The 25693-nt window shown below is 67.9% G+C and carries 24 protein-coding genes; 12 read left to right on the top strand and 12 right to left on the bottom strand.

Annotation, left to right across the window (positions count from 1 at the left end; translation table 11 throughout):
- Nucleotides 1–31: 31 nt before the first annotated feature.
- A complete protein-coding gene (locus F3J15_RS11650; protein ID WP_166890957.1) occupies nt 32–1261 on the bottom strand; it encodes an FAD-dependent oxidoreductase in 1230 nt (409 codons plus the stop codon).
- Nucleotides 1262–1492: 231 nt separating this feature from the next.
- On the opposite strand from F3J15_RS11650, the gene F3J15_RS11645 reads away from it, so the two are divergent.
- Nucleotides 1493–2905, top strand: a complete 1413-nt coding sequence (locus F3J15_RS11645; protein ID WP_166890954.1) for a PLP-dependent aminotransferase family protein — start codon at nt 1493–1495, stop codon at nt 2903–2905.
- Between the two features lie 10 nt (nt 2906–2915).
- Here the strand turns inward: F3J15_RS11645 and F3J15_RS11640 are convergent, their stop codons facing one another.
- The gene (locus F3J15_RS11640) at nt 2916–5084 is read right to left on the bottom strand and encodes a DUF4132 domain-containing protein (RefSeq protein ID WP_166890951.1); all 2169 of its coding nucleotides are present in this window, start codon (nt 5082–5084) and stop codon (nt 2916–2918) included.
- A gap of 552 nt (nt 5085–5636) precedes the next feature.
- Between F3J15_RS11640 and F3J15_RS11635 the strand changes: the two genes are divergently transcribed.
- Nucleotides 5637–7061, top strand: coding sequence for a PLP-dependent aminotransferase family protein (locus tag F3J15_RS11635; protein WP_069249436.1), 1425 nt, complete (start codon nt 5637–5639; stop codon nt 7059–7061).
- A gap of 53 nt (nt 7062–7114) precedes the next feature.
- Here the strand turns inward: F3J15_RS11635 and F3J15_RS11630 are convergent, their stop codons facing one another.
- The 3 genes from F3J15_RS11630 to F3J15_RS11620 all read right to left on the bottom strand — a co-directional run bounded on the left by F3J15_RS11630 (nt 7115) and on the right by F3J15_RS11620 (nt 10818).
- The gene (locus F3J15_RS11630) at nt 7115–8554 is read right to left on the bottom strand and encodes an MFS transporter (RefSeq protein WP_166891062.1); all 1440 of its coding nucleotides are present in this window, start codon (nt 8552–8554) and stop codon (nt 7115–7117) included.
- A 166-nt stretch (nt 8555–8720) separates the two neighbouring features.
- The gene (locus F3J15_RS11625; RefSeq protein WP_089449400.1) at nt 8721–9872 is read right to left on the bottom strand and encodes a CaiB/BaiF CoA-transferase family protein; all 1152 of its coding nucleotides are present in this window, start codon (nt 9870–9872) and stop codon (nt 8721–8723) included.
- A 7-nt stretch (nt 9873–9879) separates the two neighbouring features.
- A complete protein-coding gene (locus tag F3J15_RS11620; protein ID WP_089449401.1) occupies nt 9880–10818 on the bottom strand; it encodes a hydroxymethylglutaryl-CoA lyase in 939 nt (312 codons plus the stop codon).
- A gap of 147 nt (nt 10819–10965) precedes the next feature.
- Here F3J15_RS11620 and F3J15_RS11615 point away from each other — a divergent pair, with 147 nt between their 5' ends.
- Nucleotides 10966–11883: a LysR family transcriptional regulator gene (locus F3J15_RS11615; RefSeq protein WP_089487224.1), complete on the top strand. Its 918-nt coding sequence runs from the start codon at nt 10966–10968 to the stop codon at nt 11881–11883.
- Nucleotides 11884–11957: 74 nt separating this feature from the next.
- On the opposite strand, the gene moaD is transcribed toward F3J15_RS11615, so the two are convergent.
- From moaD to fdhD, 5 genes are all read right to left on the bottom strand, one after another.
- Nucleotides 11958–12215, bottom strand: coding sequence for a molybdopterin converting factor subunit 1 (gene moaD, locus F3J15_RS11610; RefSeq protein WP_069249441.1), 258 nt, complete (start codon nt 12213–12215; stop codon nt 11958–11960).
- Between the two features lie 51 nt (nt 12216–12266).
- Complete coding sequence (locus F3J15_RS11605; RefSeq protein WP_069249442.1) at nt 12267–12836, bottom strand: molybdenum cofactor biosynthesis protein MoaE; 570 nt, start codon at nt 12834–12836, stop codon at nt 12267–12269.
- 46 nt (nt 12837–12882) lie between these two features.
- On the bottom strand, nt 12883–14007 hold the full coding sequence (moaA, locus tag F3J15_RS11600; protein WP_166890948.1) for a GTP 3',8-cyclase MoaA: 1125 nt from the start codon (nt 14005–14007) through the stop codon (nt 12883–12885).
- Nucleotides 14008–14218: 211 nt separating this feature from the next.
- The gene (gene glp / locus F3J15_RS11595; RefSeq protein WP_166890944.1) at nt 14219–15433 is read right to left on the bottom strand and encodes a gephyrin-like molybdotransferase Glp; all 1215 of its coding nucleotides are present in this window, start codon (nt 15431–15433) and stop codon (nt 14219–14221) included.
- Nucleotides 15433–16311, bottom strand: a complete 879-nt coding sequence (gene fdhD, locus F3J15_RS11590) for a formate dehydrogenase accessory sulfurtransferase FdhD (RefSeq protein WP_166890941.1) — start codon at nt 16309–16311, stop codon at nt 15433–15435. Before fdhD ends, glp begins: the two co-directional genes overlap by 1 nt.
- Nucleotides 16312–16738: 427 nt before the next feature.
- Here fdhD and F3J15_RS11585 point away from each other — a divergent pair, with 427 nt between their 5' ends.
- The 6 genes from F3J15_RS11585 (at nt 16739) to F3J15_RS11560 (ending at nt 21948) form a co-directional block, all read left to right on the top strand.
- Nucleotides 16739–18139 (top strand): cytochrome ubiquinol oxidase subunit I, encoded by a 1401-nt coding sequence (locus F3J15_RS11585; RefSeq protein WP_069249445.1) that lies wholly within the window; start codon nt 16739–16741, stop codon nt 18137–18139.
- A 2-nt stretch (nt 18140–18141) separates the two neighbouring features.
- Nucleotides 18142–19149 carry a cytochrome d ubiquinol oxidase subunit II gene (gene cydB, locus F3J15_RS11580; protein WP_089433623.1) on the top strand — a complete coding sequence of 336 codons (1008 nt, stop codon included), beginning with the start codon at nt 18142–18144 and terminating at the stop codon, nt 19147–19149.
- A gap of 174 nt (nt 19150–19323) precedes the next feature.
- A complete protein-coding gene (locus F3J15_RS11575; RefSeq protein ID WP_166890938.1) occupies nt 19324–20244 on the top strand; it encodes a bestrophin family ion channel in 921 nt (306 codons plus the stop codon).
- A 79-nt stretch (nt 20245–20323) separates the two neighbouring features.
- Entirely contained in the window at nt 20324–20917 is a 594-nt protein-coding gene (locus F3J15_RS11570) for an SMI1/KNR4 family protein (RefSeq protein ID WP_166890935.1), read from the top strand.
- 37 nt (nt 20918–20954) lie between these two features.
- A complete protein-coding gene (locus F3J15_RS11565) occupies nt 20955–21341 on the top strand; it encodes a VOC family protein (RefSeq protein WP_166890932.1) in 387 nt (128 codons plus the stop codon).
- Nucleotides 21342–21537: 196 nt separating this feature from the next.
- Nucleotides 21538–21948 (top strand): VOC family protein, encoded by a 411-nt coding sequence (locus F3J15_RS11560; protein WP_089449412.1) that lies wholly within the window; start codon nt 21538–21540, stop codon nt 21946–21948.
- 114 nt (nt 21949–22062) lie between these two features.
- Here F3J15_RS11560 and trpS read toward each other — a convergent pair whose 3' ends face one another.
- Nucleotides 22063–23073, bottom strand: coding sequence for a tryptophan--tRNA ligase (trpS, locus tag F3J15_RS11555; RefSeq protein ID WP_089449413.1), 1011 nt, complete (start codon nt 23071–23073; stop codon nt 22063–22065).
- Nucleotides 23074–23281: 208 nt separating this feature from the next.
- Entirely contained in the window at nt 23282–23437 is a 156-nt protein-coding gene (locus F3J15_RS11550; protein ID WP_166890929.1) for a hypothetical protein, read from the bottom strand.
- A gap of 487 nt (nt 23438–23924) precedes the next feature.
- On the opposite strand from F3J15_RS11550, the gene F3J15_RS11545 reads away from it, so the two are divergent.
- The 3 genes from F3J15_RS11545 to F3J15_RS11535 all read left to right on the top strand — a co-directional run bounded on the left by F3J15_RS11545 (nt 23925) and on the right by F3J15_RS11535 (nt 25554).
- Nucleotides 23925–24566: a hypothetical protein gene (locus F3J15_RS11545; RefSeq protein WP_166890926.1), complete on the top strand. Its 642-nt coding sequence runs from the start codon at nt 23925–23927 to the stop codon at nt 24564–24566.
- Between the two features lie 81 nt (nt 24567–24647).
- A complete protein-coding gene (locus F3J15_RS11540) occupies nt 24648–24980 on the top strand; it encodes a RebB family R body protein (protein ID WP_069249453.1) in 333 nt (110 codons plus the stop codon).
- A 190-nt stretch (nt 24981–25170) separates the two neighbouring features.
- The gene (locus tag F3J15_RS11535; protein WP_166890923.1) at nt 25171–25554 is read left to right on the top strand and encodes a RebB family R body protein; all 384 of its coding nucleotides are present in this window, start codon (nt 25171–25173) and stop codon (nt 25552–25554) included.
- Nucleotides 25555–25693 lie beyond the last annotated feature (139 nt).

The raw sequence follows: 25693 nt of genomic DNA, 5'->3' as shown, positions 1-25693 counted from the left end.
CTCCTTGCAGGGGTGGAAGTCGCGGCGCGCGTCAGAATCGCGCGGCCCGGTACGGGGTGAGGTCCAGCGGCGGTGCGCGCTGGGCGACGAGATCGGCGACGATTTGCCCGGTGATGCCGGCGAGCGTCACGCCGAGATGCTGATGACCGAATGCATGGATCACGCGCGCGCTGTGCCGTGCGCGGCCGATCACGGGCACGCCGTCCGGCAGCGTCGGCCGGAAGCCGAGCCAACTGCGCGTCGGTGTGCCGAGCGATGGCACGGCTTCGCGGGCGGAACGCGTAAGCAGTGCGACGAGCGACGGATTCATCGGCGCGTCGAAGCCGCCGAGTTCGACGGTACCGGCCGCGCGCAGCCCTTCGTCGAGCGGCGTCATGTAGAAGCCGCGCTCGGCCCAGCCGACCGGCCGCGTGACGATCGGTTCATGCGTGCCGAACTGCACGTGATAGCCGCGCTCGGTATCGAGCGGCACCGCGTCGCCGCACGCGGCCGCGAAGGCGCGCGAGCGGGCGCCGGCGGCAATCACGACGTGATCGAACGCGTGCACGGTACCGCCCGCATGCACGTTCGCGCTGTCGCCGGCGGGCTCGATCCGCTCGACGCGCGCGCGTTCGAGCGTCGCGCCGCCGGTGGCGAGGTGCGCGAACAGTTCGCCGAGAAAGCCGCACGGATCGGAGAAATGCCAGCTGCCGACGAACAGCACGCCGCGCGTGAAGATCGGAGCGAGCGCGGGCTCGAGCTGGCGGATCGCGCCTGCGTCGAGCGTCTCGAACGGCACGCCGAGCCGGCGCCGCAGCGCGAGCGACGGCTGCGCGGCGTCGAACGACGCCTGCCGCGCATACAGGTACAGGCATTCGCGCGGCCGCACGAACGCCGCGAGCCGTGCGGCGCCGAGCAGCGGCGCATAGCCGTCGGCGGCGCGCGCCAGCAGCGCCGCCAGCGCGGTCGCGCTGCGTGCATGGCGCGCGGGTGTCGACGCGAGCAGGAACCGCGCGAGCCACGGCGCGCCGTGCAGCAGATACGGCCAGCGGATGCGCAGCGGGCTGTCGGCGGCGAACAGGAAATGGGGCAGGTTGCGGAACACCGACGGGCCGTTCACCGGCACGCAGCCGTACGGCGCGAACGTCGCGGCATTGCCGAACGACGCGCCCTGACCGATGCCGGCCGGATCGAACAGTGTCACGCGGTGCCCGTCGCGCTGCAGCCATGCCGCCGCGCCGAGCCCGATGAAGCCTGCACCCACGATGGCGACATTCGCCATGACGCGTCCCCTCCGGTCCACATGAGTCACACAAAGTTGAGATTAAGAATCACACAGTAATTTTTTGTGTGCAATCAAAATGAGATTGTGTGGCGCCGGTGTTTACCCGATCCCAACTGACTGATTCAGCTGACATTTCAGCTGACGTTTGACGGGGAGGAGATGTCATATACAATCGCTGGGCAGGTCAAAATGGCAGACAAACGCTTTTTGTGTGGTCACGGGCGACAAATGGCATCAGACAAACTTTTCGGCGAGCGAGATGGCAGCCTGCCGGCGCAGGCGAAGCGGCCGACTTATGTCGAGGTATCGAGCTCGATCGAGGCGGAAATCCGCAATGGCACATATCCGCCGGGCAGCCGCCTGCCGCCGCAGCGCCAGCTCGCCACCGAGCTCGGCATCAACGTGTCGACCGTATCCCGCGCGTACAAGGAATTGCAGCTGCGCGGCCTGGTGATCGGCAGCAAACGCCGCGGCTCGCTCGTCACCGGTGGCGCGATGCCGAGCATCGAGCCGGCCCGCGCGTCGCTCGCGGCCGGCAACGGCGTGATCGACCTGACCGTGAACCGCCCGGCGACGGGCGAATTTCTCGCGAGCCTCGCGCAGACGTTCGGCACGTTGCCGAACGATCCGCGCTTCGCCGCGCTGCAGGAGTACCAGCCGCCGCAGGGCCCCGACTGGGCGCGCGCCGCCGGCGCGCAGTGGCTCGCCGCGCCGGGCTTCACGCCGTCGCGCGACCAGGTGGTCGTCACGAGCGGCGCGCAGCACGGGCTGTACGCGGTGCTGAACAGCCTGATCGGCACCGACGGCGTGATCGTGGCCGATCGCCTGACGTATTACGGGCTCAAGGCGCTCGCGCCGGTGTTCCAGTTCGAGATCGTCAGCGCGCCTGCCGACGACGACGGCCTGCTGCCCGACGAGATCGAGCGGATCTGCCAGCGCATGCCGGTCAAGGCGATCTTCGTCGTGCCGAACCTGCAGAACCCGACCGTGACGACGATGAGCCTCGCCCGCCGGATGGCGCTCGTCGACCTCGCGCGCCGTCATCACGTGACGATCATCGAGGACGACGTGTACGGCCCGCTCGTGCGCGACCGGCTGCCGGCAATCGCAGGGCTGTGCCCCGAGCTGACGTTTCATATCGGCGCGACGTCGAAGATCCTCGCGCCGGGGCTGCGCCTCGGCTACCTGAGCTGCCCGCGCGACAGCGTCGCCCTGTGCGCGGAGGCGGTGCGCACGACCGCGTGGATGCCGGCCCCCACGTCGATGCTGATCGCGACGGTGTGGATCGAAGACGGCACCGCCGAGCGGATCATGGGCGCGCAACTGGCGGAAATCCGCGCGCGCGTCGATCTTGCAAGGGAACTGCTGCCGGCCGGGCAACTGAAATCCGATCCGGCGTGCATGTTCGTATGGCTGCGGCTGCCGCCGCCGTGGCGCGCCGACGACTTCGCCGCGAATGCGAAGGCGCGTGGCGTGATCGTGATGCCGTCGTCGACGTTCGCGGTCGATCGCGCGGAAATCGAGCACGGCGTGCGCATCAACCTCGCGTGCCCGGCCACGCGCGACGAACTCGTCAACGGGCTGCGGATTCTCGCCGGCACGCTGAAGGACCGGCCGCGCGCGCTGTTCGGTTCGATCTGACGGTGGCCGCTCAGTCGAGCAACCCCGCGACCACATCGACGATCCGCTGCAGCAGCGCTTCGTCGTAAGGCAGCCACGGCACCGCGCGCAGCGGCGACGGCGGCGGTTCGATCGCGGATTCGACGGGTTCGCCGTCGCGCGTCACGCGCCCGGTCGCGCAATGCACAGACCACGTGCCGACGCGCACATGGCGATCGTCGATCGTCATCCGGCCTTGCGCGATCGGTTCGGCGAACACGAGCGCGAGCACCTGCTTGCGATGCCGTGCCATCGCGCCGAGCGGCAGGTCGGACAGCCGGTGCAGGCGCTGCTCGCGCTCGTTCCGCGCGGCGCGCTGGCGCACCGGGTCCGCCAGCGTGTCGGCCGCGCGCGTCGCTTCGTCGTCGAGCGCGAAGGCGGCGACGCTGACGAGCAGGTCGACCGCGCGCGCCACCTCCGAGAACACGACGGGATCGATTTCACCGATCGGCGCTGCCACCCAGCGCCGCTCGTGCCTGCGTTCGACGTGCAGCCGGCCCGACGTGCCCTGGCCGTCGGTGCCGGGAAAGAGCCGCGCGGCGACGCTGAAGGTCGCGCGCACGTCGCCGAACTCGCGTGCCAGGCCGTCGTCGTACGCGCGGATCGACCAGCCTTCGCGGCGCGCGACGCCGAGCAGCGGGCGGCTCGCGAGGACATGACCTTCGAACATCGCGGAATGACTGGTCGCGACGTCTTCGCCGGCCGGCACGTAGAACTCGCGGAACGCCTGCCGAACGGGCTGCCGGATCGCACGGCCGACGATCGCGCGCTGCCACGCGAGCCGCTCGTCCGCATCGGCCAGCAGCGGATGCCAGAGCCGGATCTCGCTGTCGGCGTCGAGTTCGCACGCCGCGCCGGTGGCATCGCGCAGCACGATCTTGCCTTTCACGACGTCGGGCATGAACGAGACCGTTGCGCCGTCGCGCGCGCGTGCCTGCCAGATCATGCGGGTCGAGAACGCGGCGCCGGCCGGCGCATCGACGAGGCGCTCGCGCCATTCGGCATGGCCCAGCGTCATCGCCTGCCAGAAACCCGCTTCCATGCAGGTGGCGAGCATCGTGAGCTGCTTCTTGTCGGGTTTCGCGTCGAGCGTCATGCGCAGCGCGGTGTGCGGCCGCTCGCCGAGCGCGCGTTCGGCGGGCTTCAGGTTGCGCGCGAGCTTCTTCTGCACGCCCGCGTGACGCACGGTGGCCAGCGCATCGCGCAGCGCACGCAGGCTCTCGGGTGTCGGGATCGTCTCGACCGCATGGCCGAGCGCGATCGCGAGCGATTGCGACGGCGCGGTTTTCGCGGCGGTCGGCGCGACGCACACGCCGGTCAGCAACGGCCCGATCAGCGCAGGTAGCCACGGCGCGTCGCGATAGGCCGCGACGCGCGCCGCGCGCGCGACGACCTGCGCGTCGTCGGTCGTGAACGCGCGATCGGCCTGATAGGGGACTTCGCCCGCGTGAATCGCGGCGACGTGCCGCGCGGCTTCGGTCAGCGTGTCGCGCGCGAAGTCGACGTAAGCGGGCTCTTCCGCGAGCGTGGCGGCCGGATCGTCGGCGTTGAACCACAGCCGCTTCGGCGCGAAATACCCGTCGTTCGTCGCGGCCAGCGCGAGCAGCGCGGCCGGCCCGAGTTCGGGCAGCACGTCGAGCTCGCGCACGCGCGCCGGTGAATCGGCATTCGACTGCGCATACTCGTCGCGCAAGGCCGTGATGTCCCGCCGGCCGGCGAACGCGTGGAGGGCATATTTCCCGTACACGGAGAGTCTTTGCAGGCCGTCGTTCTGCGGTTCGTCGAGGATGCGCACGAGTTCGGCCTGCAGTGCGGGCGCGGGCAGCGCGTCAAGACACGACAGTTCCTGTAACGCGCGCTGCCACGCGCCGGCCGGAATGTCGCGGAACAGTTCGAGCGCGGCTTCGGCGTCGACGAGCGGCGCGAGATCGAGTGCGTCGATCTGCGCGCGCAGCCCGCGCGCGAATGTGGCGCGCGGATCGTCGTACGCGTAGTCGTGCTGCGCGACCCGTTCCTCGACACGACGCAGTGCCGGCCACGCCGCGCCGAGCGCGTGCGCGTCGAGCGTCGACAGGTCGAGCGGCGCGCCGGTGAAGCGCGGGTGGTCGGCGGTGCCGGTCAGCCGCGCGACGAGCTGGTCGACGAGGGCGCGATCAGTCATCCACAGCCTCCTTGCCGGACGTACCGTTCCGGCGCCATTTCTGTGCGTTCCAGGCGGCGCGGACCACGCCGCCGAGGGCAGATGCCTGTTCGGTCGTGTGTTGCATTGTGTGACTCCGGCAGTGAAAACCGTGCGGACGCACAGTATTGCACCCCAATTGATGCAGGCTGGCGAAAGGCCGTGCGGCGGGCGTTCCGGGCCGATTGGGCCGCGCCGCGCAGGGCTCGCGGCCGCCCGGCGATTTCATAAGACGTACAGTTTTCTCGCGATGCGCGATGCGCGCCGAACTGTACTCTTGTTCGCGCGATCGATGTGTGTACTCGTCGCCAACTGTTCTGCTCTTAAGATTCCATCATCAAGTGCACAGTGCCGCAGATCCAGTCGTCCCGGAACCCTGTCGGCGCATCTTCAAGAGAGAGCCAGTGCGATGGAAAAGGCAAAACCGGAGGGAAAGATCAGGAATCACGACGGCCCGGCCGGCGGGCGAAACACGGGCGTGTCGGACGCAAACGGCCGGACAGCACAGCTGCGCGGGCCGGCGGGAGGCACGCGATGAAACTCTATGAAAAACTCGCGGACGACATCGAGCGCTTGATCCGCCAAGGCGTGTACCGGCACGGCGACCGGATTCCGTCGGTGCGGCAGGCGAGCCAGCAGCACCGGATCAGCATCACGACCGTGCTGCATGCGTATCTGCTGCTGGAAAGCCGCGGGCTGCTCGAAAGCCGGCCGCAGTCGGGCTATTTCGTGAACCTGCGGCGCGACGACAGCCATGCGCCGGTGCGCGAGCTGCGGCCGTCGAAGCCGATCGCGATCTCGTCGTCGGTCGACGTGAGCCGGCTCGTGCTGTCGACGCTGCGCTCGATCGGCACCGACGACGCGGTGCCGCTCGGCTCGCCCTATCCGGACCCGAGCCTGTTTCCGTTCGAGAAGCTGAACCGCTATGCGTATGCGGCCGGCCGCGACAAGTCGCTGTGGGGCGTGACGGACGGTTTGCCGCCCGGCCATCCGCGGCTGATCCGGCAGATCGCACGCCGCTACCTGGAAAACGGGATGTCGGTGGACCCGAACGAGATCATCGTGACGGTCGGCGCGACGGAGGCGATGAACCTGTGCCTGCAGGCGGTCGCGAAGCCGGGCGACACGATTGCAGTGGAATCGCCGACGTTCTACGCGATGCTGCACGCGATCGAGCGGATGGGGATGAAGGCGATCGAGGTGGCGACGCATCCGGAGTACGGAATCGACATTGCCGCGTTGGCCGCGATCGCGAAGTCGCAGCCGATCGCCGCATGCATGGTGATGCCGAACTTCCAGAACCCGCTCGGTTTCCAGATGCCGGACGAACGCAAGCGCGAGCTGGTCGAGTTCGCGACGAAGACCGGAATGCCGCTGATCGAAAACGGCGTGTACAACGAGCTGTATTTCGGCGATGCGCATCCGAGTTCGCTGAAGTCGTATGACCGCAGCGGGATCGTGCTGCACTGCTCGTCGTTCTCGAAGAGCCTGACGGCCGCGTACCGGATCGGCTGGGCGCTGCCGGGCCGCTATCGTGACCAGGTCGAGAAGCTGAAATTCCTGAACACGCTCGCGACGCCGTCGCTGCCGCAACTCGCGATCGCGGAGTTTCTCGAACGCGACGGCTACGAGCATCACCTGCGGCGTCTGCGCAAGGCGTATGCGCAGCAGGCGAACCTGATGCGCGCGATGGTGTCGCGGTTCTTTCCGGAAGGCACGCGCATTTCGAGCCCGGCGGGCGGGTACGTGCTGTGGGTCGAGCTGCCTGCGCAGATCGATGCGATGCGGCTGTACCAGCTCGCGCTGGAGCAGGGGATCACGATCGGGCCCGGCTACATGTTCTCGATCACGGACAGCTACCGGAACTTCATCCGGCTGAACTACAGCAGCCCATGGTCACCGGAGATCGAGCAGGCGGTGATCACGGTCGGCAAGCTGGCGGCGGCGTGCATGCGGTAGACGGGGGCGTTCTTGCCTGGCGCCGTCCGGCGTAACCCGGACGGCGCCAGGCGTCAGCGATTGAGCTCCTCGAGCCGCACGCCATTGGTTCTCGGGCCGAACGCGCCGATGACGACGACCACGACGAGCATGAACACGGTGATCCCGGTGAACACGCCGGGCACGCCGAAATCCTTCAGCAGCGCGGCGATGATGAAGCCCGACATCATCGCGCCGGCGCGGCTGGCCGAATATGCGATGCCGCTCGCGCGGGAGCGCACCTCGGTCGGGAACAGCTCGCACTGGTATGCGTGATACGCGACCGAGATCGTCTGCCCGGCGAAGCTGATCAGCACGCCGAGCACGATGAGCGGCACGACGGTCCTGACCTGCGCGAACGCGAGCCCGCAGACGATCACGGCCAGCGCACCGCCGACGATCAGGTGCTTGCGCTGGATCCGGTCTGCATAGCGCATCGCGAGCAGCGGCCCGGCCGGCATCGCGAACGCGATGACGAACGCATACAGCAGGCTCTTCGTGACGGTGATGCCCTGGCCGATCAACAGTGTCGGCACCCAGTTCGCGAATCCGTAATAGCCGATGGCCTGGCAGAAGTTGAACGCGACGAGCATCAGCAGGCGGGCGCGATAGGGTGCGCGCCACAATGCCGCGAACGCCGCGCGGGGTACTGCGGGCGCTTCGCTCGCCGGTGCGGGCGGCGGCAGCGGCATGCCCCACTCGCGCTCGGCGATCGCTTCCATCCGGCTCACGATCCGCTCGCTTCGTTCGGCATCGCCGTGTGCGGCCAGCCATCGCGGGCTTTCGGGCACCGCGCGGCGGATGAACCAGACGATCACGGCGCCGGCCGAGCCGGCCAGCACCACGATGCGCCAGCCGTCGAGCCCGAACACCGTCGCGGGAACGAGCCACCACGACAGGATCGCCGCGACCGGTGCTGCGGCGAACATCACCACCTGGTTAAACGCGATCGCGCGGCCGCGCATCTGCTGCGGGACGAGTTCGGTCACGTAGGTGTCGATCGTGACGATCTCCAGCCCGACGCCGATGCCGGTGATGAAGCGCCACAGCAGCACGCCTTCGGGCGTCGTCTGGAATGCCATGATGGCCGACCCGATCGAGTACCACAGCAGCGAGTACGTGAAGACGGCGCGGCGCCCGTAGCGGTCCGGCATCCAGCCGAAGCCGAACGTGCCGACGAACAGCCCCGCGAAGGTCGCCGCGATGAAGGCGGCGATGCCGGTGAAGCCGAAGAATGCCTGCGTGGTGGTTTGCAACAGGCCGCTTTTGGCCATGCCCGGCGCGATATAGCCGGTAAAGATCAGGTCGTAGACTTCGAAGAAGCCGCCGAGGGAAATCAGCAGCACGAGCATCCACTGGTGCCGGGTGATCGGCAGCCGGTCCATGCGCGCGGAGATGTCCGCGCCGGCGCGGATGCCGGCGCATACCTGCGGCGTATCGAGCGGGGCGCCGCCCGCGGTGACGGTCTGATGCATGGGTTGTCTCCTGATCCTCTGACGGGCGGCATGCTTCTTCGAGCTGCCTGCCTTGAAAACGGTTATAGGCGAGCGCGATGTGGAGGGGGCGCCGAATTCATGGCGGCGCGCGGCCGGGCCTGCTTCGACGCCGGCCGACTGTTGCCGGACCGGCATCGGCTGCCGCTCATGCGACCGCGCGGCGTTTCAGCCGTGCCAGCACTTCCTGCGTGTGCTCGCCGACGCGCGCGAGCGCCTGGCGCACGCCGGGCCGTCGTCCGCCCATCGTGATCGGCAGCAGCACGACATCGGTCGTGTGGCCGTCGTCGGTCTGCATCGGCACCAGTCCGCCGCTCGCTTTCAGGTGCGGATCGTCGAGCAGTTGTTCGGGACGGACGATCGGCGCATACGGAATGCCGGCCGCTTCGAGTTTCGGCGACAGCTCGGCGGCGCGATGGTCCTTCAGGATCGCGCCGAGCCGATCGAGCAACCGCGGCCGCACGGCGACCCGCTGCGCGTTGGTGGCGAACTCCGGTTCGGCGGCGAGCCCGGGGCACGCGAGCACGTCGCACAGCGTGACGAACTGCCGGTCGCTGACCGCGCCGATGAACAGCTGTTCGCCGTCCGCGAGCGTGAACACGTCGTAGACGCTCCACGCCGACACGCGCGCTGGCATCGGCGGCGGCGGTTCGTGCGTCATCGCGTACTGCTGCATGTGCTGCGCGCACAGAAACACGCAGTTCTCGAACAGCGCACTCTGCACTTCCTGCCCGCGGCCCGTGCGTTCGCGTTCGCGCAGCGCGGCGAGCACGCCGATCGCACCGAACATGCCGCCCATGATGTCGTTGACCGACGTGCCGGCGCGCAGCGGCCGGCCGACCGGCCCCGTCATGTACGACAACCCGCCCATCATCTGCACGACTTCGTCGAGCGCGAGGCGCCGGTCGTACGGGCCGGGCAGGAAGCCCTTGTGCGTCACGTAGACGAGCGCCGGGTAGCGGGCCGACAGCGTGTCGTAGTCGAGGCCGAGCGTCGCCATCAGGCCGGGTCGGAAATTCTCCAGCATCACGTCGCAGGTGCCGATCAGTTCGACCGCGGCCGCCTTTCCTTCGGGCGTATGGAGGTCGAGCACGACGCTCTTCTTGTTGCGGTTGAACGAACGGAAGAAGCCGATGCCGAGGCCGGGCAGGTTGCGCGTCTTGTCTCCGCCGGGCGGCTCGATCTTGATCACTTCGGCGCCGAGATCGGCGAGGATCATCCCGCACGTCGGCCCCATGACCATGTGCGTGAATTCGATGACGCGAATGCCGTCGAGTGGAAGTCGGGTGTCGTGGTTCATGATGGATTCAGACGGTGGTGGTGGCGGCGGCGTGGGTGGCCGGCAGGCCCGCGCGCCACAGCGCGCCGTGCAGCGTTTCGCCGTCCAGCCAGCGCGCGACCTTCGCGCGCAGCGTCAGCAGCGCGGCAATGTCGATGCCGGTTTCGATCCCCATGTCGGCGAGCATGAACGCGAGGTCTTCGCTCGACGCATTGCCGCTCGCGCCGGGCGCATGCGGACAGCCGCCGATGCCGGCGAGCGTCGCGTCGAAGCGGGCGACGCCCGTTTCGAGCGCCGCGTACACATTCGCGAGCGCGAGGCCGCGGGTGTCGTGAAAGTGGCCACACCAGAAGCGCTCGCCCGCGGCGGCGCGCGCCTTGCCGAACAGTTCGCCGACGGCGGCCGGCCCCGCGTAGCCGACCGTATCGGCGAGGCTCACGCGGTCGGCGCCGGCATCGAGCAACGCATGCAGGTAACGCAGCACCGCGGACTGCTCGACGCGGCCCTGGATCGTGCAGCCGAACGCGGTGCCGATGCCGCCTTCGATCAGCGTCTTCGAGCCGGCCGCATCGCGCGCGGCGCGGATGCGCGCCACCTCGGCGACGACTTCGTCGGGTGTCTTGCGCAGGTTCGAGATGCTATGCGCGCGGCTCGCCGAGAGCGGCACCAGCATCAGGTCGGCACCTGCGTCGATCGCGTGTTCCGCGCCCTTGAGGTTCGGCACCAGCACCGACACGCGCAGGCCGGGCAGCGTCTTCGCATACGACACGAGTTCGGCCGTATCGGCCAGTTGCGGGAGCAGGCGCGCCGGCACGAACGATCCGACCTCGATTTCGCGCTGACCGGCCGCGTACGCGTCGCCGATCCACTCGATCTTGTGTTTCGTCGGAAGAATGCGCGGGATGCTTTGCAGCCCGTCGCGCAAGCCGACTTCGCGTATGACTGCATGCTGGGGGAACGACCGCATGTCGCTTGTCTCCGTTGATTTCGCCAGTGTCGATGTACCGGCGTCGTGCTAACTTTAGACATTCCTGATGGACATTAAAGCGGTATTTCGGAACCGTCACGTTTCCGAAATGGAATGTCTGAATGCTTGATTGTCTGGAGACGGCGGATGCGCGACATCGACCTGAAAACGCTGCGGCTGCTGGTGGCCGTGTGCGATCACCGCAACATGGCGCGGGCGGCGGAGGCGGTTCATATCGAGCCGTCGGCGATCAGCAAGCGCATCGCGCAACTCGAAAGCGACCTCGGCGTGCCGCTGCTCACGCGCTCGCGGCGCGGCGTCGAGCCGACGGCCGCGGGCAATGCGTTGCTCGAGCACGCGCGCAGCGTGCTTTTCACGATGGAGCGCATCGCGAGCGATATCGTCGCGTTCGGCGGCGGGCTGAAGGGGCGCGTCAGCATCTGCGCATCGGCGTCGGCGATCGCGGAGGCACTGCTCGACGACATTTCATCGTTCATGCGCGAACCGGCCAACGAGAACATCCGGGTCGACGTGGAAGAGCGGTTGTCGTCCGAACTCGTGCGGCAGTTGCGCGAAGGCGCGGCGAGCGTGGGCGTGTGCTGGGACAACGTCGATCTTCAGGGCCTGCAGCATCGGCCATATCGGCAGGACCGGCTGGCGCTGGCCGTGCATCGCGATCATCCGCTCGCGAACGCGCCGTCGCTGAGCTTCGAGCAGACGCTGGGCTACGAGCACGTCGGCCTGCTGCCGACGACCGCCGTCCACACGCTGCTGCAGCGCGCGGCCGCCGATGCCGGCACGACCGTGTCGTATCGCGTGATCGTGTCGGGTTTCGATGCCGCGTTTCGCGTCGTCGCGGCCGGGCTCGGGATCAGTGTCGTGCCGATGGAAGTGGCCGATACGTATCGGCCGGTGTTCGGCATCAAGGTGATTCCGCTGGTCGATGCGTGGGCGAAGCGCCGGTTCGTCGTCTGCTTCAGGAGCTTCGATGCGCTGCAACCGGCCGCGCAACGGATGGTCGACTATCTGTCGAGCCGGGCCGCGATGCCAGCCGCGTGCGGCTGATACGCAACGCCAACGCGTGCGAACTGCAACCGGCGATCGAGGTCATGCCGGATTCCTTCCGGCTCGTCGTGATGTCAGCCGCCCGTCACCGGCGGGAAAAACGCCACCTCGCTATCCTCCCGCACGACGAATCCCCCCGTCACCATCTCGAGATTCACGGCGGCCCGCACGGGCCGGTCCATCCGCAGTGCTTCCGCGCTGCGCGCGTCGCGTGCGGCCAGCGTGTCGCGCAGCGCGTCGACGGTGAGTTCGCGCGCATCGATCTCGACGATTTCCTCGTCGAGATCGAGTTGCTCGCGAATGCTTGCAAAGTATTTGATCGTCAGTTTCATTGCGTTGTCTTTAGAAGGAGCGGCGGAATCGGAAACACGAAGCGAACGCAATCAGCCCCAGCGCCGCATCGCCTGGTCGTCGTGCGCTTTCGCCTCGACCCAGCCGGATACGCCGTCGTGGCGGATCTCCTTCTTCCAGAACGGTGCGTGGGTCTTCAGGAAGTCCATCAGGAATTCGCACGCGTCGAACGCGGCCCCGCGATGCGCGGCGGCCACCACGACCAGCACGACCGCCTGGCCGAGCGGAATGCGCCCGACACGATGCACGATCCTGATCGTTTCGAGCTGCCAGCGCGCGCTGGCTTCCTCGACGATGCTCCATAGCGCCTGTTCGGTCATCGTCGGATAGTGCTCGACTTCGAGCGCGATCACGTCATCGACGTCGCCTTCGTTGCGCACGACGCCGAGGAAATTCACGACCGCGCCGACATTCGGATTGCGAACGATCGGCGCGAGCTCGGCGCCGGCATCGATCGACGCATACTGCACGCGCACTTCGAAGCCCGCGGCAATCGACGGTGGCGGTTCGGGATGCGGGTCGGTCGCGTTGTCGGGAGCGGGGCTGCCCGCGTGCAACGGATCGTCCGGCAGCCCGGCACGGGATTCGGTGAAGCTCGTCATGACGATTCTCCTGTAGGCGGTGCGTCCTGGGTCGCGCGGCGGCCCGTCAGCCGCCGACCAGCGACATGCGCACGGTCGGATAGCTCTTGCCCGGCGCACGGGCAGGCCGTGCGGCCCGGCGCTCGGAATAGCGGTCGTCGCGGTGCGTCCAGCGATCGCGCACGGCGGCGGCGAGGTCGGCGGTCGACGCTGCGTCGTCGAGCCACGGCCGCAGATCGGTGCCTTGCGTCGCGAACAGGCACGTATAGAGCTGCCCGTCGGCCGACACGCGGGCGCGCGAGCAGGTGCCGCAGAACGGATGTGACACGCTCGCGATGAAGCCGACTTCGCCCGCGCCGTCGATGTGCGCGCAACGGATCGCGGTCGCGTCGTGCCCGGGTTCGCCGACGAGCACGAGCGGATAGTGTTCGTCGATCAGTTCGCGCATCCGCGCGGCCGTCACGACCTTGTCGCCGGACCAGAAGCTCGCGCCGCCGACGTCCATGTATTCGATGAAGCGCACGGCCACGCCGGACTGCCGGAAGTGCCGCACGAGCGGCAGGATCTGGTCGTCGTTCGCGCCGCGCTCGATCACCGCGTTGACCTTGACTGGCGCGAGCCCGGCCGCCTGCGCGGCCTCGATGCCGGCCAGCACGCGCGACACGGGCACGTCGGCGTCGCTCATCCGGCGGAACACCGCGTCGTCGAGCGCGTCGAGGCTGACCGTCACGCGCGACAGGCCCGCGTCGCGCAGCGTGCGCGCCTTCGCGGCCAGCAGCGAGCCGTTGGTCGTCAACGCGATCTCCATGGGTTTGCCGTCGACGGTCGTCAGCGCGGCGAGGCGTTCGATCAGCGCTTCGAGGTTGCGGCGGAGCAGCGGCTCGCCGCCCGTGATGCGGATCTTTTCGACGCCGAGCGACGTGAACGCACGGGCGATCTTTTCGAGTTGCGCGAACGACAGCCGCTCGGACGACGGCATGAACGCATAGTCGGCGCCGAAGCTTTCGCGCGGCATGCAGTAGCCGCAGCGGAAATTGCATTGATCGATCACGGACAGGCGCAGGTCGCGCAGCGGGCGCCCGAGCATGTCGGACGTGCGGGGGAAAGCGCCGGGCGATGCGCCGCCGGAAAGTGCGGCAGCGGCCGGCGCGGCGGAAACGATGGCATTCACGATCGGTTCGTCGGCCTGCAAGAAGTAAGCGGTGGGGCGTCGCCGGTCGGCCGTGCGTGTGCGGATGAGCAGGCGCACGGCGCGTGACGAGCCTCATCGTGAGGATAGTCCGCCGGGTTTTTACGGCAGGGACACAATCGCGCCCGAATTGCAGGAATACAGTTCGCCGGGCGGCCGGCGTGGCCGGCGCGGCGGGGAATGCCGTGAATCGGGCGGGTGAGCGGCGTCGCGCTCATGCGAGCCAGTGCGCGAATTCGTAATACGGTACCGCGTCGCCGCACGCGATGCGCTGCCCGGCCGGCAGCCGGGCCAGCCCGCTCGCCTGCACGAGCGATTGCAGCGTGCCGGCGCCTTGCTGGCGCAGCGTGTCGAGCGCGGGCGTGCCGTCGAGGCCGACGGTGCAGTGCACGCGCACGAAGCGTTCGCGCTGCGCATCCGGTTCGAAGTCGGCGTCGATCGGCAGCGACGGCACGATCGGCACGCGTGCGTGGCGCCCCTGCAGGCGGCGGATCAGCGGCGCGACGAACAGCGCGAACGCGGTCATCGCGGCCCCCGGATTGCCGGGCAGCAACACCACCGGCCGCGTGTCGAGCCGGGCGAGTGCAACCGGCTTGCCCGGCTTCATGCGCACGCCGGCGACGATGAACGACGCGCCGAGCGCGTCCAGCGCGGGGCGCAGCAGATCCTTGTCGCCCACCGATGCGCCACCGACGCAGATCACCAGGTCGCAACCCGCGTGCAGATCGCGCAGCGCGCGATCGACGGCGGCCGCGGTGTCGGCCGCATGCAGGCGCATCGCGACCTCGGCACCGGTTCCCGAGACCAGCGCGGCGAGCATCGGCGCATTGCTGTTGTAAATCTGTTGCGGTGCGCGCGGCTGCCCGCACGCGACGAGCTCGTCGCCGGTCGTCAGGATGCCGACGCGCAGCGCCGGGCGCACGTCGACGCGCGCGAACCCCTGCGCGGCGGCCACGCCGACATGCATCGCGCCCATGCGCACGCCGGCCGGCACGAGCAGGTCGCCAGCGCGCACTTCCTCGCCCTGGCGGCGGATGTGCGAGCCGCTGCGCTGCGGCGCGTCGAACGCGACCCAGCCGTCCTGCTCGCGTGCGTGCTCCTGCATCACGACGGTGTCCGCGCCGGGCGGAATCATGCTGCCGGTGAAGATCCGCGCGGCCGTGCGCGGGGCCAGCGGCGCCGGCGTGTCGCCCGCATAGCAGCGCTGCGCGACGTGCAGCGGCTCGCCGTGCGCGAGATCCGCGTGACGCACGGCGTAGCCGTCCATTGCGCTCTGGTCGGCCGGCGGCTGGTCGAGCACGGCGGTGAGCGGCGCGGCCAGCACGTGGCCGGCGGCTTCCGCGACCGGGAGGGACGTGGTGGCGCCGAGCGGCGCGAACGCACTGGCGAAATGCTGCTGCGCGGTATCGAAATCGGTCAGGGGTTTCATCAGGAGAGCGCCGGATGCGCTTGAGCGAGCGCGGGTTGATCGGGTTGAGCGGGCTGAGCGGCGTCGGGCGACACGTACTCGACGAAGCCGTCGTTGCGGCAGAAGCCGACCAGCCTGACGCCGGCTTCACGGGCGACGTCGATCGCGAGCGAGGTCGGCGCCGAGATCGTCGCGATCATCGGGATGCCGACCCGCGCGGCCTTGCGCACCAGTTCGTAGCTTGCGCGGCTCGACAGGAACACGAAGCCGTCGTGCAGGTCGGCGCGGCGCCGCGCGAGCCGGCCGATCAGCTTGTCGAGCGCGTTGTGGCGGCCGACGTCCTCGAACACGTCGAGCACGTCGCCGTCGCGGTTGCACCATGCGGCCGCATGGATGCCGCCCGTCTCGCGCATCAGCGTCTGGTGGGCCGGCAACGCGCGCGCGGCACGTTCGATCGCCGCCGCGCCGATACCGGCGGCCGTGCCGGCGGCGGCGATGCGCGGCGGGTGCAGGTCGAGCTGCGCGATGCTTTCGATCCCGCAGACGCCGCAGCCGCTGCGGCCGGCCAGCGCGCGCCGGTGCGCCTTCATCGCCATGAACGCCTGCTGCGACACGGTCAGCCGCACTTCGGCGCTGCCGGCCCGGCATTCGCTTTCGATGTCGAAAACGTCCGATGCGCGCTCAACGATGCCTTCGCTCAGCGCGAAGCCGAGGCCGAACACGTCGAGGTCGATCGGGGTCGCCATCATGACCGTGTGCGCAATGTCGTTGAACACGAGTGCAACCGGCGTTTCCTCGACGACGCGGTCGACGGTGTCGCGCGCTTCGCCGGCACGGTGACGCGTCACATGACACGCGGTGCTGCCGGTCGGATCGTCGCGGCGGATGCAGGACTCCATGCGGTTTTCTCCAGGCGGATCGGCCGGCGGGCCGGCCGGGTCGGGCGCGGGCGCCGGACCAGGGGAATCGGGAGGCTGCCGGGCGGGCGCGGCCGAGGGGGCGCGCCGTCGCTTCGGGCAGGCGTTCATGGGATGTTAAGGGGGATGACAGGCGCACCGGAGGCACAGCGCCGCAACGCGGAAAGCAGTACAGCTGACCATCCCGCAGGCACGAAATGTGTTTTCCGTGCACACATCTTCGGCGGCGTAAGCAGCACAGTTTCAACGCACGTTCGAACGATTGCGAGTATCGTTGCAAACGCGATATCGTCATTCACGCTTCGATGCCATGCGAGTGACCGTTTGTCCTCGCATGTGTTGTCGCCAAGCCGTCGCGCGATTTCCTGCTTCGAGCGTACGTCCTCACAACCACGAGCAAATTACGGTCATGGAAATCTTCGATGCGTTCCATCTCGCCCGATTGCAATTCGCATTCACGGTGTCGTTCCACATCGTGTTTCCCGCGATCAGCATCGGTATGGCGAGCTTCCTGGCAGTGCTGGAATGGCGCTACCTCGTCACCGGCGATGCCGCCTACAAATCCATGTTCCAGTTCTGGTCGAAGATCTTCGCGATCGGCTTCGGGATGGGCGTGGTCTCCGGCGTCGTGATGGCGTACGAGTTCGGCACCAACTGGGCCGGCTTCTCGCGCGTCGCGGGCAACATCACCGGCCCGCTCCTCACGTATGAAGTGCTGACGGCGTTCTTCCTCGAAGCCGGCTTCCTCGGCGTGATGCTGTTCGGCTGGCAGCGCGTGAGCCCGCGCGCACACTTCTTCGCGACGCTGATGGTCGCGGTCGGCACGCTGATCTCGACGTTCTGGATCCTCGCGTCGAACAGCTTCATGCAGACGCCGCAGGGCTACAAGATCGAGAACGGCCTCGTCGTGCCGGTCGACTGGTTCAAGGTCGTCTTCAACCCGTCGTTCCCGTACCGCCTCGTGCACATGACGATCGCGGCATTCATCGTCGCGGGCTTCATCGTCGCCGCGTGCGGCGCGTGGCACCTGCTCAAGGGGCGCCGCGACGAGCCGGTGAAGCGCAGCTTCTCGATGGCGCTGTGGATGCTGCTGATCCTCGCGCCGATCCAGATCGTCGTCGGCGATGCGCACGGGCTGAACACGCGCGAATACCAGCCGGCAAAGATCGCGGCGATCGAGGGGCTGTGGGAAACCGAGAAGGGCGGCACCGCGCTGAACCTCGTCGGGCTGCCCGACATGCAGGCCGAAACCACGCGCTATGCGATCCAGGTGCCGCACCTCGGCAGCCTGATCCTCACGCACAGCTGGGACGGCGAGATTCGCGGGCTGAAGGAATTCCCGCCCCAGGACCGCCCGTATTCGCCGATCATCTTCTGGACGTTCCGGATCATGGCCGGCCTCGGGATGCTGATGCTGCTGACCGCCGTGCTCGGGCTGCTGCTGAGAAAGGGCGGGCGCCTGTATGAAACGCGCTGGTTCCAGTGGTTCGTCGTATGCATGGGGCCGTCGGGCATCGTCGCGCTGCTGGCCGGCTGGATCACGACCGAGGTCGGGCGTCAGCCGTGGACCGTGTACGGCGTGCTGCGCACCATCGATTCGGTCGCGCCGCTGAGCGCGCAGCAGGTCGGCGTGTCGCTGCTGGTCTTCGTGGTCGTGTACTTCCTGGTATTCGGAACGGGGATCTACTACATGATGAAACTGATGAAGCACGGGCCGGCAGCCCAGGCCGGCTACATCGAGCTGCACCGGCATCCGGGGCTGCGCAAGAGCGCGCTGTCCACGCCGCTGAACGTCACCGAGGCGGAGTAACCATGCACATCGATCTTCCTGTCATTTGGGCCGCGATCATCGGCCTCGGCGTATTCATCTACGTGATGCTGGACGGCTTCGATCTCGGCATCGGCCTGCTGTTTCCGTTCTTCGATGCGAAGGCCGAGCGCCAGGTGATGCTCGACACCGTCGCGCCGGTGTGGGACGGCAACGAAACGTTCCTGGTGCTCGGCGGCGCGGGGCTCTACGGCGCGTTCCCGGTCGTGTATTCGACGCTGCTGCCGGCGAACTACCTGCCGCTGGTGCTGATGCTGGTCGGGCTGATCTTCCGCGGCGCGGCGTTCGAGCTGCGCGCGAAGGCCACCCGTACGCAGCACATGTGGGATCTCGCGTTCATCGGCGGCTCGGCGCTGGCCGCGTTCTGCCAGGGGATCGTGCTCGGTTCGCTGCTGCAGGGCATCAAGATCGAGAACAACCAGTTCGCGGGCGGCCCGTTCGACTGGCTGTCGCCGTTCAGCCTGCTGTGCGGGATCGGCGTGCTCGTCACGTATGCGACGCTCGGCTGCGGCTGGCTGATCCTGAAGGTCGACGGCGAACTGCAGCGCAAGATGCGCCTCCTGATGAAGCCGCTCGCGGGCGTGCTGCTCGCCGTGATGGGCGTGGTCAGCCTGTGGACCGTGATCGGGCTGCCGGCCGTCGCGCATCGCTGGTTCGGCAGCGGCAACCTCGGCTGGTTCCTGCCGGTGCCGGTGCTCGTCGTCGCGTGCGTGTGGGGCATCTTCCACACGGTGAAACGCGAGCACGAGGCCACGCCATTCCTGCTGACGCTCGCGCTCGTGTTCCTCGGCTACACGGGGCTCGTGATCAGTATCTGGCCGAACATCGTGCCGCCGTCGCTGTCGATCTGGGACGCGTCGTCGAGCCACTCGAGCCAGCTGTTCGCGCTCGTCGGCACCGTGATCGTGCTGCCGATCATCCTCGTATACAACGCGATGCAGTACCGCGTGTTCCGCGGCAAGGTGCGCGAGGGCGATATCGGTTATCACTGAGCGGCTATCACTGAACGCCGCATGATGTGACGGGCGTGGCGGGCGCGGGCGTATCATCACGCGCAGCGCGTGGCCCGGCCCGGCCCTCACCCGACAGCGGCCCGCCACGCGCGGGCCGTTGCGCATCGGGCGCCGGCGCGCGTTTGATGCATTCCCTGCAGTCGAGAAAACACCATGATCGTCCGACCACAACAAAACTGGCTCAGGATGCTGTTCGTCTGGAACGGCTCCGTGCTGCAATCGATCATTCCGCAGCTCGTGTTCATGGCGGTCGTCAGCACGCTGGCGGTCTTCACGAACGGGCGCATCTTCGGCGAGAAGATTCCCCTCAACACCGCGCCGTTCACGCTGTTCGGGCTCGCGCTCGCGATCTTTCTCGGGTTTCGCAACAGCGCGAGCTTCGAGCGCTTCAAGGAGGCGCGGCATCTGTGGGGCAACCTGCTGATCGCGGCGCGTACGCTGACGTCGCAGTTCAATCGCTACCTGCCCGACAGCGTGAGCGACGCCGAGCGCCACCGGCTCGCCGACCTGCTGATCGCGCTCACTTATGCGCTCAAGCATCAGCTTCGTCATACCGATCCGACCGCGGACCTGCAGCGCATTCTCGGTGCGGAACGCACGGCCGAGCTGGGCGGCAAATGCTTCAAGCCCGTCGCGATCCTCGACGAGTTGCGCGGCAGCATCGTCCGCGCGCTGGGCCGTGCGCCTGGCAGCGACGCGACCTGCTGGATGTTCGAGACGCAGCTCGACGAGGTCGGCAAATCGGTCGGTGGTTGCGAACGCATCCTGTCGACGCCGATCCCGTTCTCGTACAGCGTGCTGCTGCATCGCACCGTGTACGCCTATTGCGTGCTGCTGCCGTTCGGCCTCGTCGATTCGACGGAGTTCTTCACGCCGCTGATCTGCGTGTTCATCTCGTACACGCTGATCGCGCTCGAAGCGATCGCGAGCGAGGTGGCCGAGCCGTTCGGCCTCGCGCCGAATGCGCTGGCGCTCGACGCGATGACGCGCACGATCGAGCGGTCGGTGCTCGAACTGGGCGACCGCCCGCTGCCGGAGGAATTCGTGCCGGCGTCGACGTACCAGATCACGTAAGCAAGGGCGCGCAAGCGCGAAAGGGGTGCATCGCGTCGGGCGCTAGAATGGCGCTTGCCTGCTCTTCGGACCTGACGCGATGACCCTCGTCGACACCTATCTCGGCGGCCTGCGCGCCGCGCTTCCCGACACCGACAACGCGGCGCTTGCCGCGGCAACGGGCGCGACGCCCGCGCAGCTCGACGCGTTGCGCGCCGCGTATCCGCAGTGCCCGGCCAGCCTGCTCGAATTGCTCGGCAAGCTCGACGGGACCTACTGGCGCGACTACGGCGGCACGACGGTCCACGTGCGGGTGCTGGGCTCCGACGTCTACGAATACCCGTACTACCTGCTGTCGGCCGGGCAGATGCTCGAGGAAGCGACGAAGTACGCCGACAGCATCGCGCAGATCTATGGCGACGATGCAAACGACGACGGCGAACTCGTCGACCCGCGCATCGACATCGCGCTGCCGATGAACCGGCGGCTGTGCTTCTCGCACTGCATGAACAACGGCGGCACGTCCCAGCTCTACATCGATTTCGAGCCGGCGCCGGGCGGCAAGGTCGGGCAGGTCGTGCGTTTCCTGCACGATCCCGACAGCTACGCGGTGATCGCCGACGACTTCGACGGCTACCTGCGCAAGCTGATCGACGACGGTTATGCGTTTGTCATCGATTTCGACGAAGAATAGGGGCGGGGCGGTGGCTGCCGCGACAGGAGAGATTGACATGCGAATCTACGTGACGAGTATCTTCGTCGACGACCAGGACGAGGCGTTGACGTTCTATACCGACAAGCTCGGGTTCAAGCTGAAGAACAACGTGCCGGTGGGCGAGTACCGCTGGCTGACGGTGGTGTCGAAAGACCAGCCGGACGGCACCGAGCTGCTGCTCGAGCCGAGCAATCATCGCGCGGTCGGGCCTTACAAGCAGGCGCTGTACGAGGACGGCATTCCGGCGGCATCGTTCCAGGTCGACGATCTCGATGCGGAGTTCGCGCGGCTCAGGGATCTCGGTGTGCGCTTCACGCTGGAACCGATGGACGCGGGGCCCGTGCGCGTCGCGATCATCGACGATACGTGCGGGAACCTGATTCAACTGATGCAAATGACGTGACGCAATGCGCCGGTCGCGGGGTGCTCAACGCACCGCGACCGGCGGCGCATCATGCATCCAGCTGCGCCCGTCGGCGTGACCGACATCGCCCGTGACGGTGCCGCGTGTTCACGTATCGCCCACGGACGGTAGGGGGACTTCCATGAAAAATGCCGTGCTCGGGTAGACTCGTGTGCCCTTCGACGGAGGAGATGCGATGCAATTGCTTGACCACGTTTCAATCAGCGTGCCGGATATCGACCTGGCGCGCCCGTTCTACGATGCCATCATGGCCGCGCTGGGCGCAGCCAAGGTCTATGACCGGCCGACCGCGCTCGGCTACGGCGAACGCTGCAGTGCGAACGACACCGCATCGACGTTTCTGGCGGTCTATCTGGATCCCGCTGAAATCGGCGCGAGCAAGCGGCACTGGTGTTTCAAGGCCGCGAGCCGCGAGCAGGTGGAGGCGTTTTTCGAAGCCGGCCTGGCGACGGGCGGGCAGTCCGACGGCGAGCCCGGCTTGCGGCCGCAGTACCACGGCGATTACTACGGCGCGTTTCTCGTCGACCCGGCCGGCAATCGGGTCGAGGCGGTGTGCCACGTGTCCGTGCCGGTGCATGCATCGTGATGAAGGTGCGGTTCACTCGACGCTCGCTCGCGCGCGTGACGCGGTGAACGCCACGCGCCGGCCCGATACCGGCCGGCGCGCCATGCGCGTTCGCGCGCACGCTGCCTGCGTCGCTCAATCGAAGTAGTTCAGCCCCATCGCGCCCTTCACCTCGGCGAGCGTCGCGCCGGCCACGTCCCGTGCGTGCGTCGTGCCGCGCTTCAGGATCGCCATCACCTCGGCCTTGTCGGCCTCGAATTCGCGACGGCGCGCGCGGATCGGCTCGATCAACGCCTGCAGCCGCTCGTTCAGCACGCGCTTGACGACGCTGTCGCCGAGTCCGCCGCGACGGTAGTGCGCCTTCAACTCGTCGACCTTCTGCACGTCGGGCTCGAACGCATCGAGGAACGTGAACACGACGTTGCCCTCGACCTGGCCGGGATCGCTCACGCGCAAGTGGTTCGGGTCCGTGTACATGTCCTTCACGGCCTGCGTGATCTCGTCCGGTGTCGAGCCGAGCGTGATCGCGTTGCCGAGCGACTTGCTCATCTTCGCCTTGCCGTCGATCCCCGGCAGCCGCGTGACCGCCGACAGCACGGCCTCGCATTCGACCAGCACCGGCTGCTCGACGGTCGCGTTGAAGCGGCGCACGAGTTCGTTGGTCTGCTCGATCATCGGCAGTTGATCGTCGCCGACCGGCACGTGCGTCGCCTTGAACGCGGTGATGTCGGCCGCCTGGCTCACCGGGTAGGTCAGGAAGCCGGCCGGGATGTCACGCTCGAAACCGCGCAGGCGAATCTCTTCCTTGATGGTCGGATTGCGTTCGAGGCGCGCGACCGTGACGAGGTTCAGCAGGTATTGCGACAGTTCGGCGAGCTCGGGCACCTGCGACTGCACGACGATCGTCGAGATCGCCGGATCGATGCCGACCGCGAGATAGTCGAGCGCGACTTCGATCACGTTCTCGGTGACGCGCTGGCGGCGGCCCATGTTGTCGGTCAGCGCCTGCGTGTCGGCGAGCAGCAGGAACTGCTTCGCTTCGTGCTGCATCTGCACGCGGGCGCGCAGCGAGCCGATGTAGTGGCCGAGGTGCAGCGGGCCGGTCGTGCGGTCGCCGGTGAGGATGGTCGGTCGGGTCTGGGTCATGTTGGTCGTTGCTCCGGGTTATCGAAGCCGCCAGCCATGGTGTCTGCGCAGAAACGCAAATGCCGCCATCGCTGGCGGCATCACGTTTGGGACATGCAAAAGGAAACGGGCCGCCTGGGTCAGGCGCGCCACCAGCAATGCACGTTCGGCGAGGCAGGTCGGGTTTCCATTGCGTGAGTATAGCGTAGTGCGGGGAGGGGGTGCCGCGTCAGCGGATGACCGACTCCATCGCGAGGTACGCGGTTTCGGCCGACGGCCACAGCAGGTACAGCAGGCCGGCCATCAGCAGCAGTGCGCCGGCGCGCGCCAGCGACGTGCGGTCTTTCTCGCGCGGAGGGCGGGTGGACGGATTCGACTTCTTCATGCTTGCTGGCGCACGAGGCGCCACTCCAACGGTTGCTGCAACGGGTCGCGCGGGGCGACGCCGGGGTGTTGCGGGTTTCACGGGGGCTGGGGTGCGGTTCAGTGCACCGATGCGCGAGGGCGGGGTGAGCCGGCCGCGCGGCATCAAAAAAAGGGACGGTTGAATGTCCGGCTGCCGTCGATACCGAGGCGACGTGCATCCTACCAAATCATCGGCACGGGCACAGTCAAGAATTATCGGGGACGGGTGTGGCGTGATCCCGACAATGTCATTCACGCACGGCGCCCGATTTCACGGACGCGTCTCCCGGTTCGTCCCTGCAGCGGTCCTGCCGAACTTTCCGGCGAGGCCGTCGCACGTCCATTTCCGGGAGAACACCATGCAATATCCATTGCCGCCTACCGGCCGGCGCGCCTCGGCGCCGCGTCCGTCCGCCCCCCGACCGCACGCATCGGCGCCGCGGGCGGACATCGAGGAGAGGTAAGCCATGAGCCACGACGCACTCGACCCGCTGCTGCGGCAGTTCGCGGAGAAGCGATTGGGGCGGCCCCTCGCGCCGGCCGAAGAACAGGTGCTGCTGGAGCAACTGCCGAGCAGGAACGGGAACCCGCCAGCGCCGGGCACCGGCACGGCCGTGCCGGCGCCTGCCGCGAACCGGCCGTTGCCGCAGTTGAAAACCCGGCAGGAGGCACGCGAACAGGTCAAGCATTTCCTGCAGCTCAACCAGCAGAAGGCGTACGAGAAGATGCGCGGCATCCTGCAGACGATCGACGCGCAGAACGAGACGACCCTCGGCATGCTGGCGTCGGAACAGCGGAAAGTGTCGGGCGTACTCGACGCGCACGAGCCGCCGGGCGACGCGCAGGCATCCGGCGCGGCCGAGATCCAGGACAGTACCCGCGAGGCGCTGGCGATGATCGGCGAACAGTTGACGGGCCTGATCCGGCAGGAAATCGACGCATGCTTTCGGCAATACGTCGATGCGCTCGCCGAACGGCTCATCGCCCGGCTCGACGCGATGGAGGCGCGGTCGCGAAATGCCGACGCCGCGCCGGTCGAATCGTTCGAACCGACGACTGTCGTCGCCACCGCCGTTCACGATCCCTCCGGCCACGCGTCCATGGAGTAGCACGCGGGGGATTCGGCAGAAAGCAAAACCGGCCGGCCCCCGATGTGCGATCTCTCAACTACGTGAACCAAGGAGCAACAAATGACTGATACGTGCCAAGTGTGCCAGGTCAATCCCGCGATTACCGATGCGGTCACACAGGTCAACGTCAAGGTGGTCGCGGAAGCGCCGGCAATGGCGATGGGCTCGCTGTACCAGGCCCAGAGCCATTCGCTCAGCATCCTGTTCGAGAACGCGGTGCAGCAGCAGTCGCAGGCCGCGATCCAGTCGCAGACGTCGACGAACGTGGGGACGATGCAGCTCTATACGATCGGGCCGGAAAGCGCGGGCGCGGCCGCCACGGAAATCGGCGCGAACGGGATCATCTCCATTCTGGCCGACGTGATCGCGATCGGGAAGGCAGTCAAGGGCTGACGCGCCATCGCAACGCCGTGGTCGAGCAGCGGCGCAAGCGGCGCGAGCCGCCGATGCCGCCGCCGCGCCACGGAGCCGCAGCATGGCCGCCGGCGCCTGGACAGCGGTGCCGCGCGGTGTTCCGGAGTAACCGACAGAACGGGCAGAGCCGATTCGATGCGGTGCCTGTTCGAGAACCTGGAGAAATATGATGGCAACTGACACAACCGACCCGACGGACCCGAAGGACCCGAAGGACCCGAAAGATCCCTGCAACTGCAAGACGTGCGCGGTGAACGCCGCGATCACCGACGCGGTCACGCAGACCAACGTCAAGGTGGTCGGCGAAGCGCCGGCGATGGCGACGGGCTCGTTGTACCAGGCCCAGAGCCATTCGCTCAGCGTGCTGTTCGAGAACGCGGTGCAGCAGCAGTCGCAGTCGGCGGTACAGCTGCCGACCTCGACGAACGTGGGCACGATGCAGCTGTACACGCTCGGGCCGGCGAGTGCGGGCGCCGCCGCGACGGAAATCGGCTCGAACGGCGTGCTGTCCGTGCTGGCCGACGTCCTCGCGATCGGCAAGGCGCTCGCCTGACGCGCAGCCTGGCGTCGACGCCGGGCGGCGGCCCCGATCGGTGGCTGCCGCCCGGCGCCCGATGCCGTGCCGGCGTTCGCGACGTATCGACGGCCCCATGCGGCGCGCGTCGCCGGCCGACCCTTTCATGCTTTCGCCG

This window comes from Burkholderia sp. Ap-955, from assembly GCF_011753045.1.
GTDB lineage: Bacteria > Pseudomonadota > Gammaproteobacteria > Burkholderiales > Burkholderiaceae > Burkholderia > Burkholderia lata_D.
This window is presented reverse-complemented; position numbering and strand designations above follow the sequence as displayed.

What these genes read in the sequence shown, in the direction of transcription:
- F3J15_RS11635 (WP_069249436.1), top strand. Translation starts at nt 5,637, where the DNA reads ATGAAACTCTATGAAAAACTCGCGGACGACATCGAGCGCTTGATCCGC.
- F3J15_RS11605 (WP_069249442.1), bottom strand. Translation starts at nt 12,836, where the DNA reads ATGACGAGCTTCACCGAATCCCGTGCCGGGCTGCCGGACGATCCGTTG.
- F3J15_RS11575 (WP_166890938.1), top strand. Translation starts at nt 19,324, where the DNA reads ATGATCGTCCGACCACAACAAAACTGGCTCAGGATGCTGTTCGTCTGG.
- F3J15_RS11645 (WP_166890954.1), top strand. Translation starts at nt 1,493, where the DNA reads ATGGCATCAGACAAACTTTTCGGCGAGCGAGATGGCAGCCTGCCGGCG.
- cydB (WP_089433623.1), top strand. Translation starts at nt 18,142, where the DNA reads ATGCACATCGATCTTCCTGTCATTTGGGCCGCGATCATCGGCCTCGGC.
- F3J15_RS11560 (WP_089449412.1), top strand. Translation starts at nt 21,538, where the DNA reads ATGCAATTGCTTGACCACGTTTCAATCAGCGTGCCGGATATCGACCTG.
- F3J15_RS11540 (WP_069249453.1), top strand. Translation starts at nt 24,648, where the DNA reads ATGACTGATACGTGCCAAGTGTGCCAGGTCAATCCCGCGATTACCGAT.
- F3J15_RS11640 (WP_166890951.1), bottom strand. Translation starts at nt 5,084, where the DNA reads ATGACTGATCGCGCCCTCGTCGACCAGCTCGTCGCGCGGCTGACCGGC.
- F3J15_RS11615 (WP_089487224.1), top strand. Translation starts at nt 10,966, where the DNA reads ATGCGCGACATCGACCTGAAAACGCTGCGGCTGCTGGTGGCCGTGTGC.
- F3J15_RS11625 (WP_089449400.1), bottom strand. Translation starts at nt 9,872, where the DNA reads ATGAACCACGACACCCGACTTCCACTCGACGGCATTCGCGTCATCGAA.
- F3J15_RS11550 (WP_166890929.1), bottom strand. Translation starts at nt 23,437, where the DNA reads ATGAAGAAGTCGAATCCGTCCACCCGCCCTCCGCGCGAGAAAGACCGC.
- F3J15_RS11585 (WP_069249445.1), top strand. Translation starts at nt 16,739, where the DNA reads ATGGAAATCTTCGATGCGTTCCATCTCGCCCGATTGCAATTCGCATTC.
- F3J15_RS11620 (WP_089449401.1), bottom strand. Translation starts at nt 10,818, where the DNA reads ATGCGGTCGTTCCCCCAGCATGCAGTCATACGCGAAGTCGGCTTGCGC.
- F3J15_RS11630 (WP_166891062.1), bottom strand. Translation starts at nt 8,554, where the DNA reads ATGCATCAGACCGTCACCGCGGGCGGCGCCCCGCTCGATACGCCGCAG.
- F3J15_RS11535 (WP_166890923.1), top strand. Translation starts at nt 25,171, where the DNA reads ATGGCAACTGACACAACCGACCCGACGGACCCGAAGGACCCGAAGGAC.
- trpS (WP_089449413.1), bottom strand. Translation starts at nt 23,073, where the DNA reads ATGACCCAGACCCGACCGACCATCCTCACCGGCGACCGCACGACCGGC.
- F3J15_RS11545 (WP_166890926.1), top strand. Translation starts at nt 23,925, where the DNA reads ATGAGCCACGACGCACTCGACCCGCTGCTGCGGCAGTTCGCGGAGAAG.
- glp (WP_166890944.1), bottom strand. Translation starts at nt 15,433, where the DNA reads ATGAAACCCCTGACCGATTTCGATACCGCGCAGCAGCATTTCGCCAGT.
- F3J15_RS11565 (WP_166890932.1), top strand. Translation starts at nt 20,955, where the DNA reads ATGCGAATCTACGTGACGAGTATCTTCGTCGACGACCAGGACGAGGCG.
- moaD (WP_069249441.1), bottom strand. Translation starts at nt 12,215, where the DNA reads ATGAAACTGACGATCAAATACTTTGCAAGCATTCGCGAGCAACTCGAT.
- fdhD (WP_166890941.1), bottom strand. Translation starts at nt 16,311, where the DNA reads ATGGAGTCCTGCATCCGCCGCGACGATCCGACCGGCAGCACCGCGTGT.
- F3J15_RS11650 (WP_166890957.1), bottom strand. Translation starts at nt 1,261, where the DNA reads ATGGCGAATGTCGCCATCGTGGGTGCAGGCTTCATCGGGCTCGGCGCG.
- F3J15_RS11570 (WP_166890935.1), top strand. Translation starts at nt 20,324, where the DNA reads ATGACCCTCGTCGACACCTATCTCGGCGGCCTGCGCGCCGCGCTTCCC.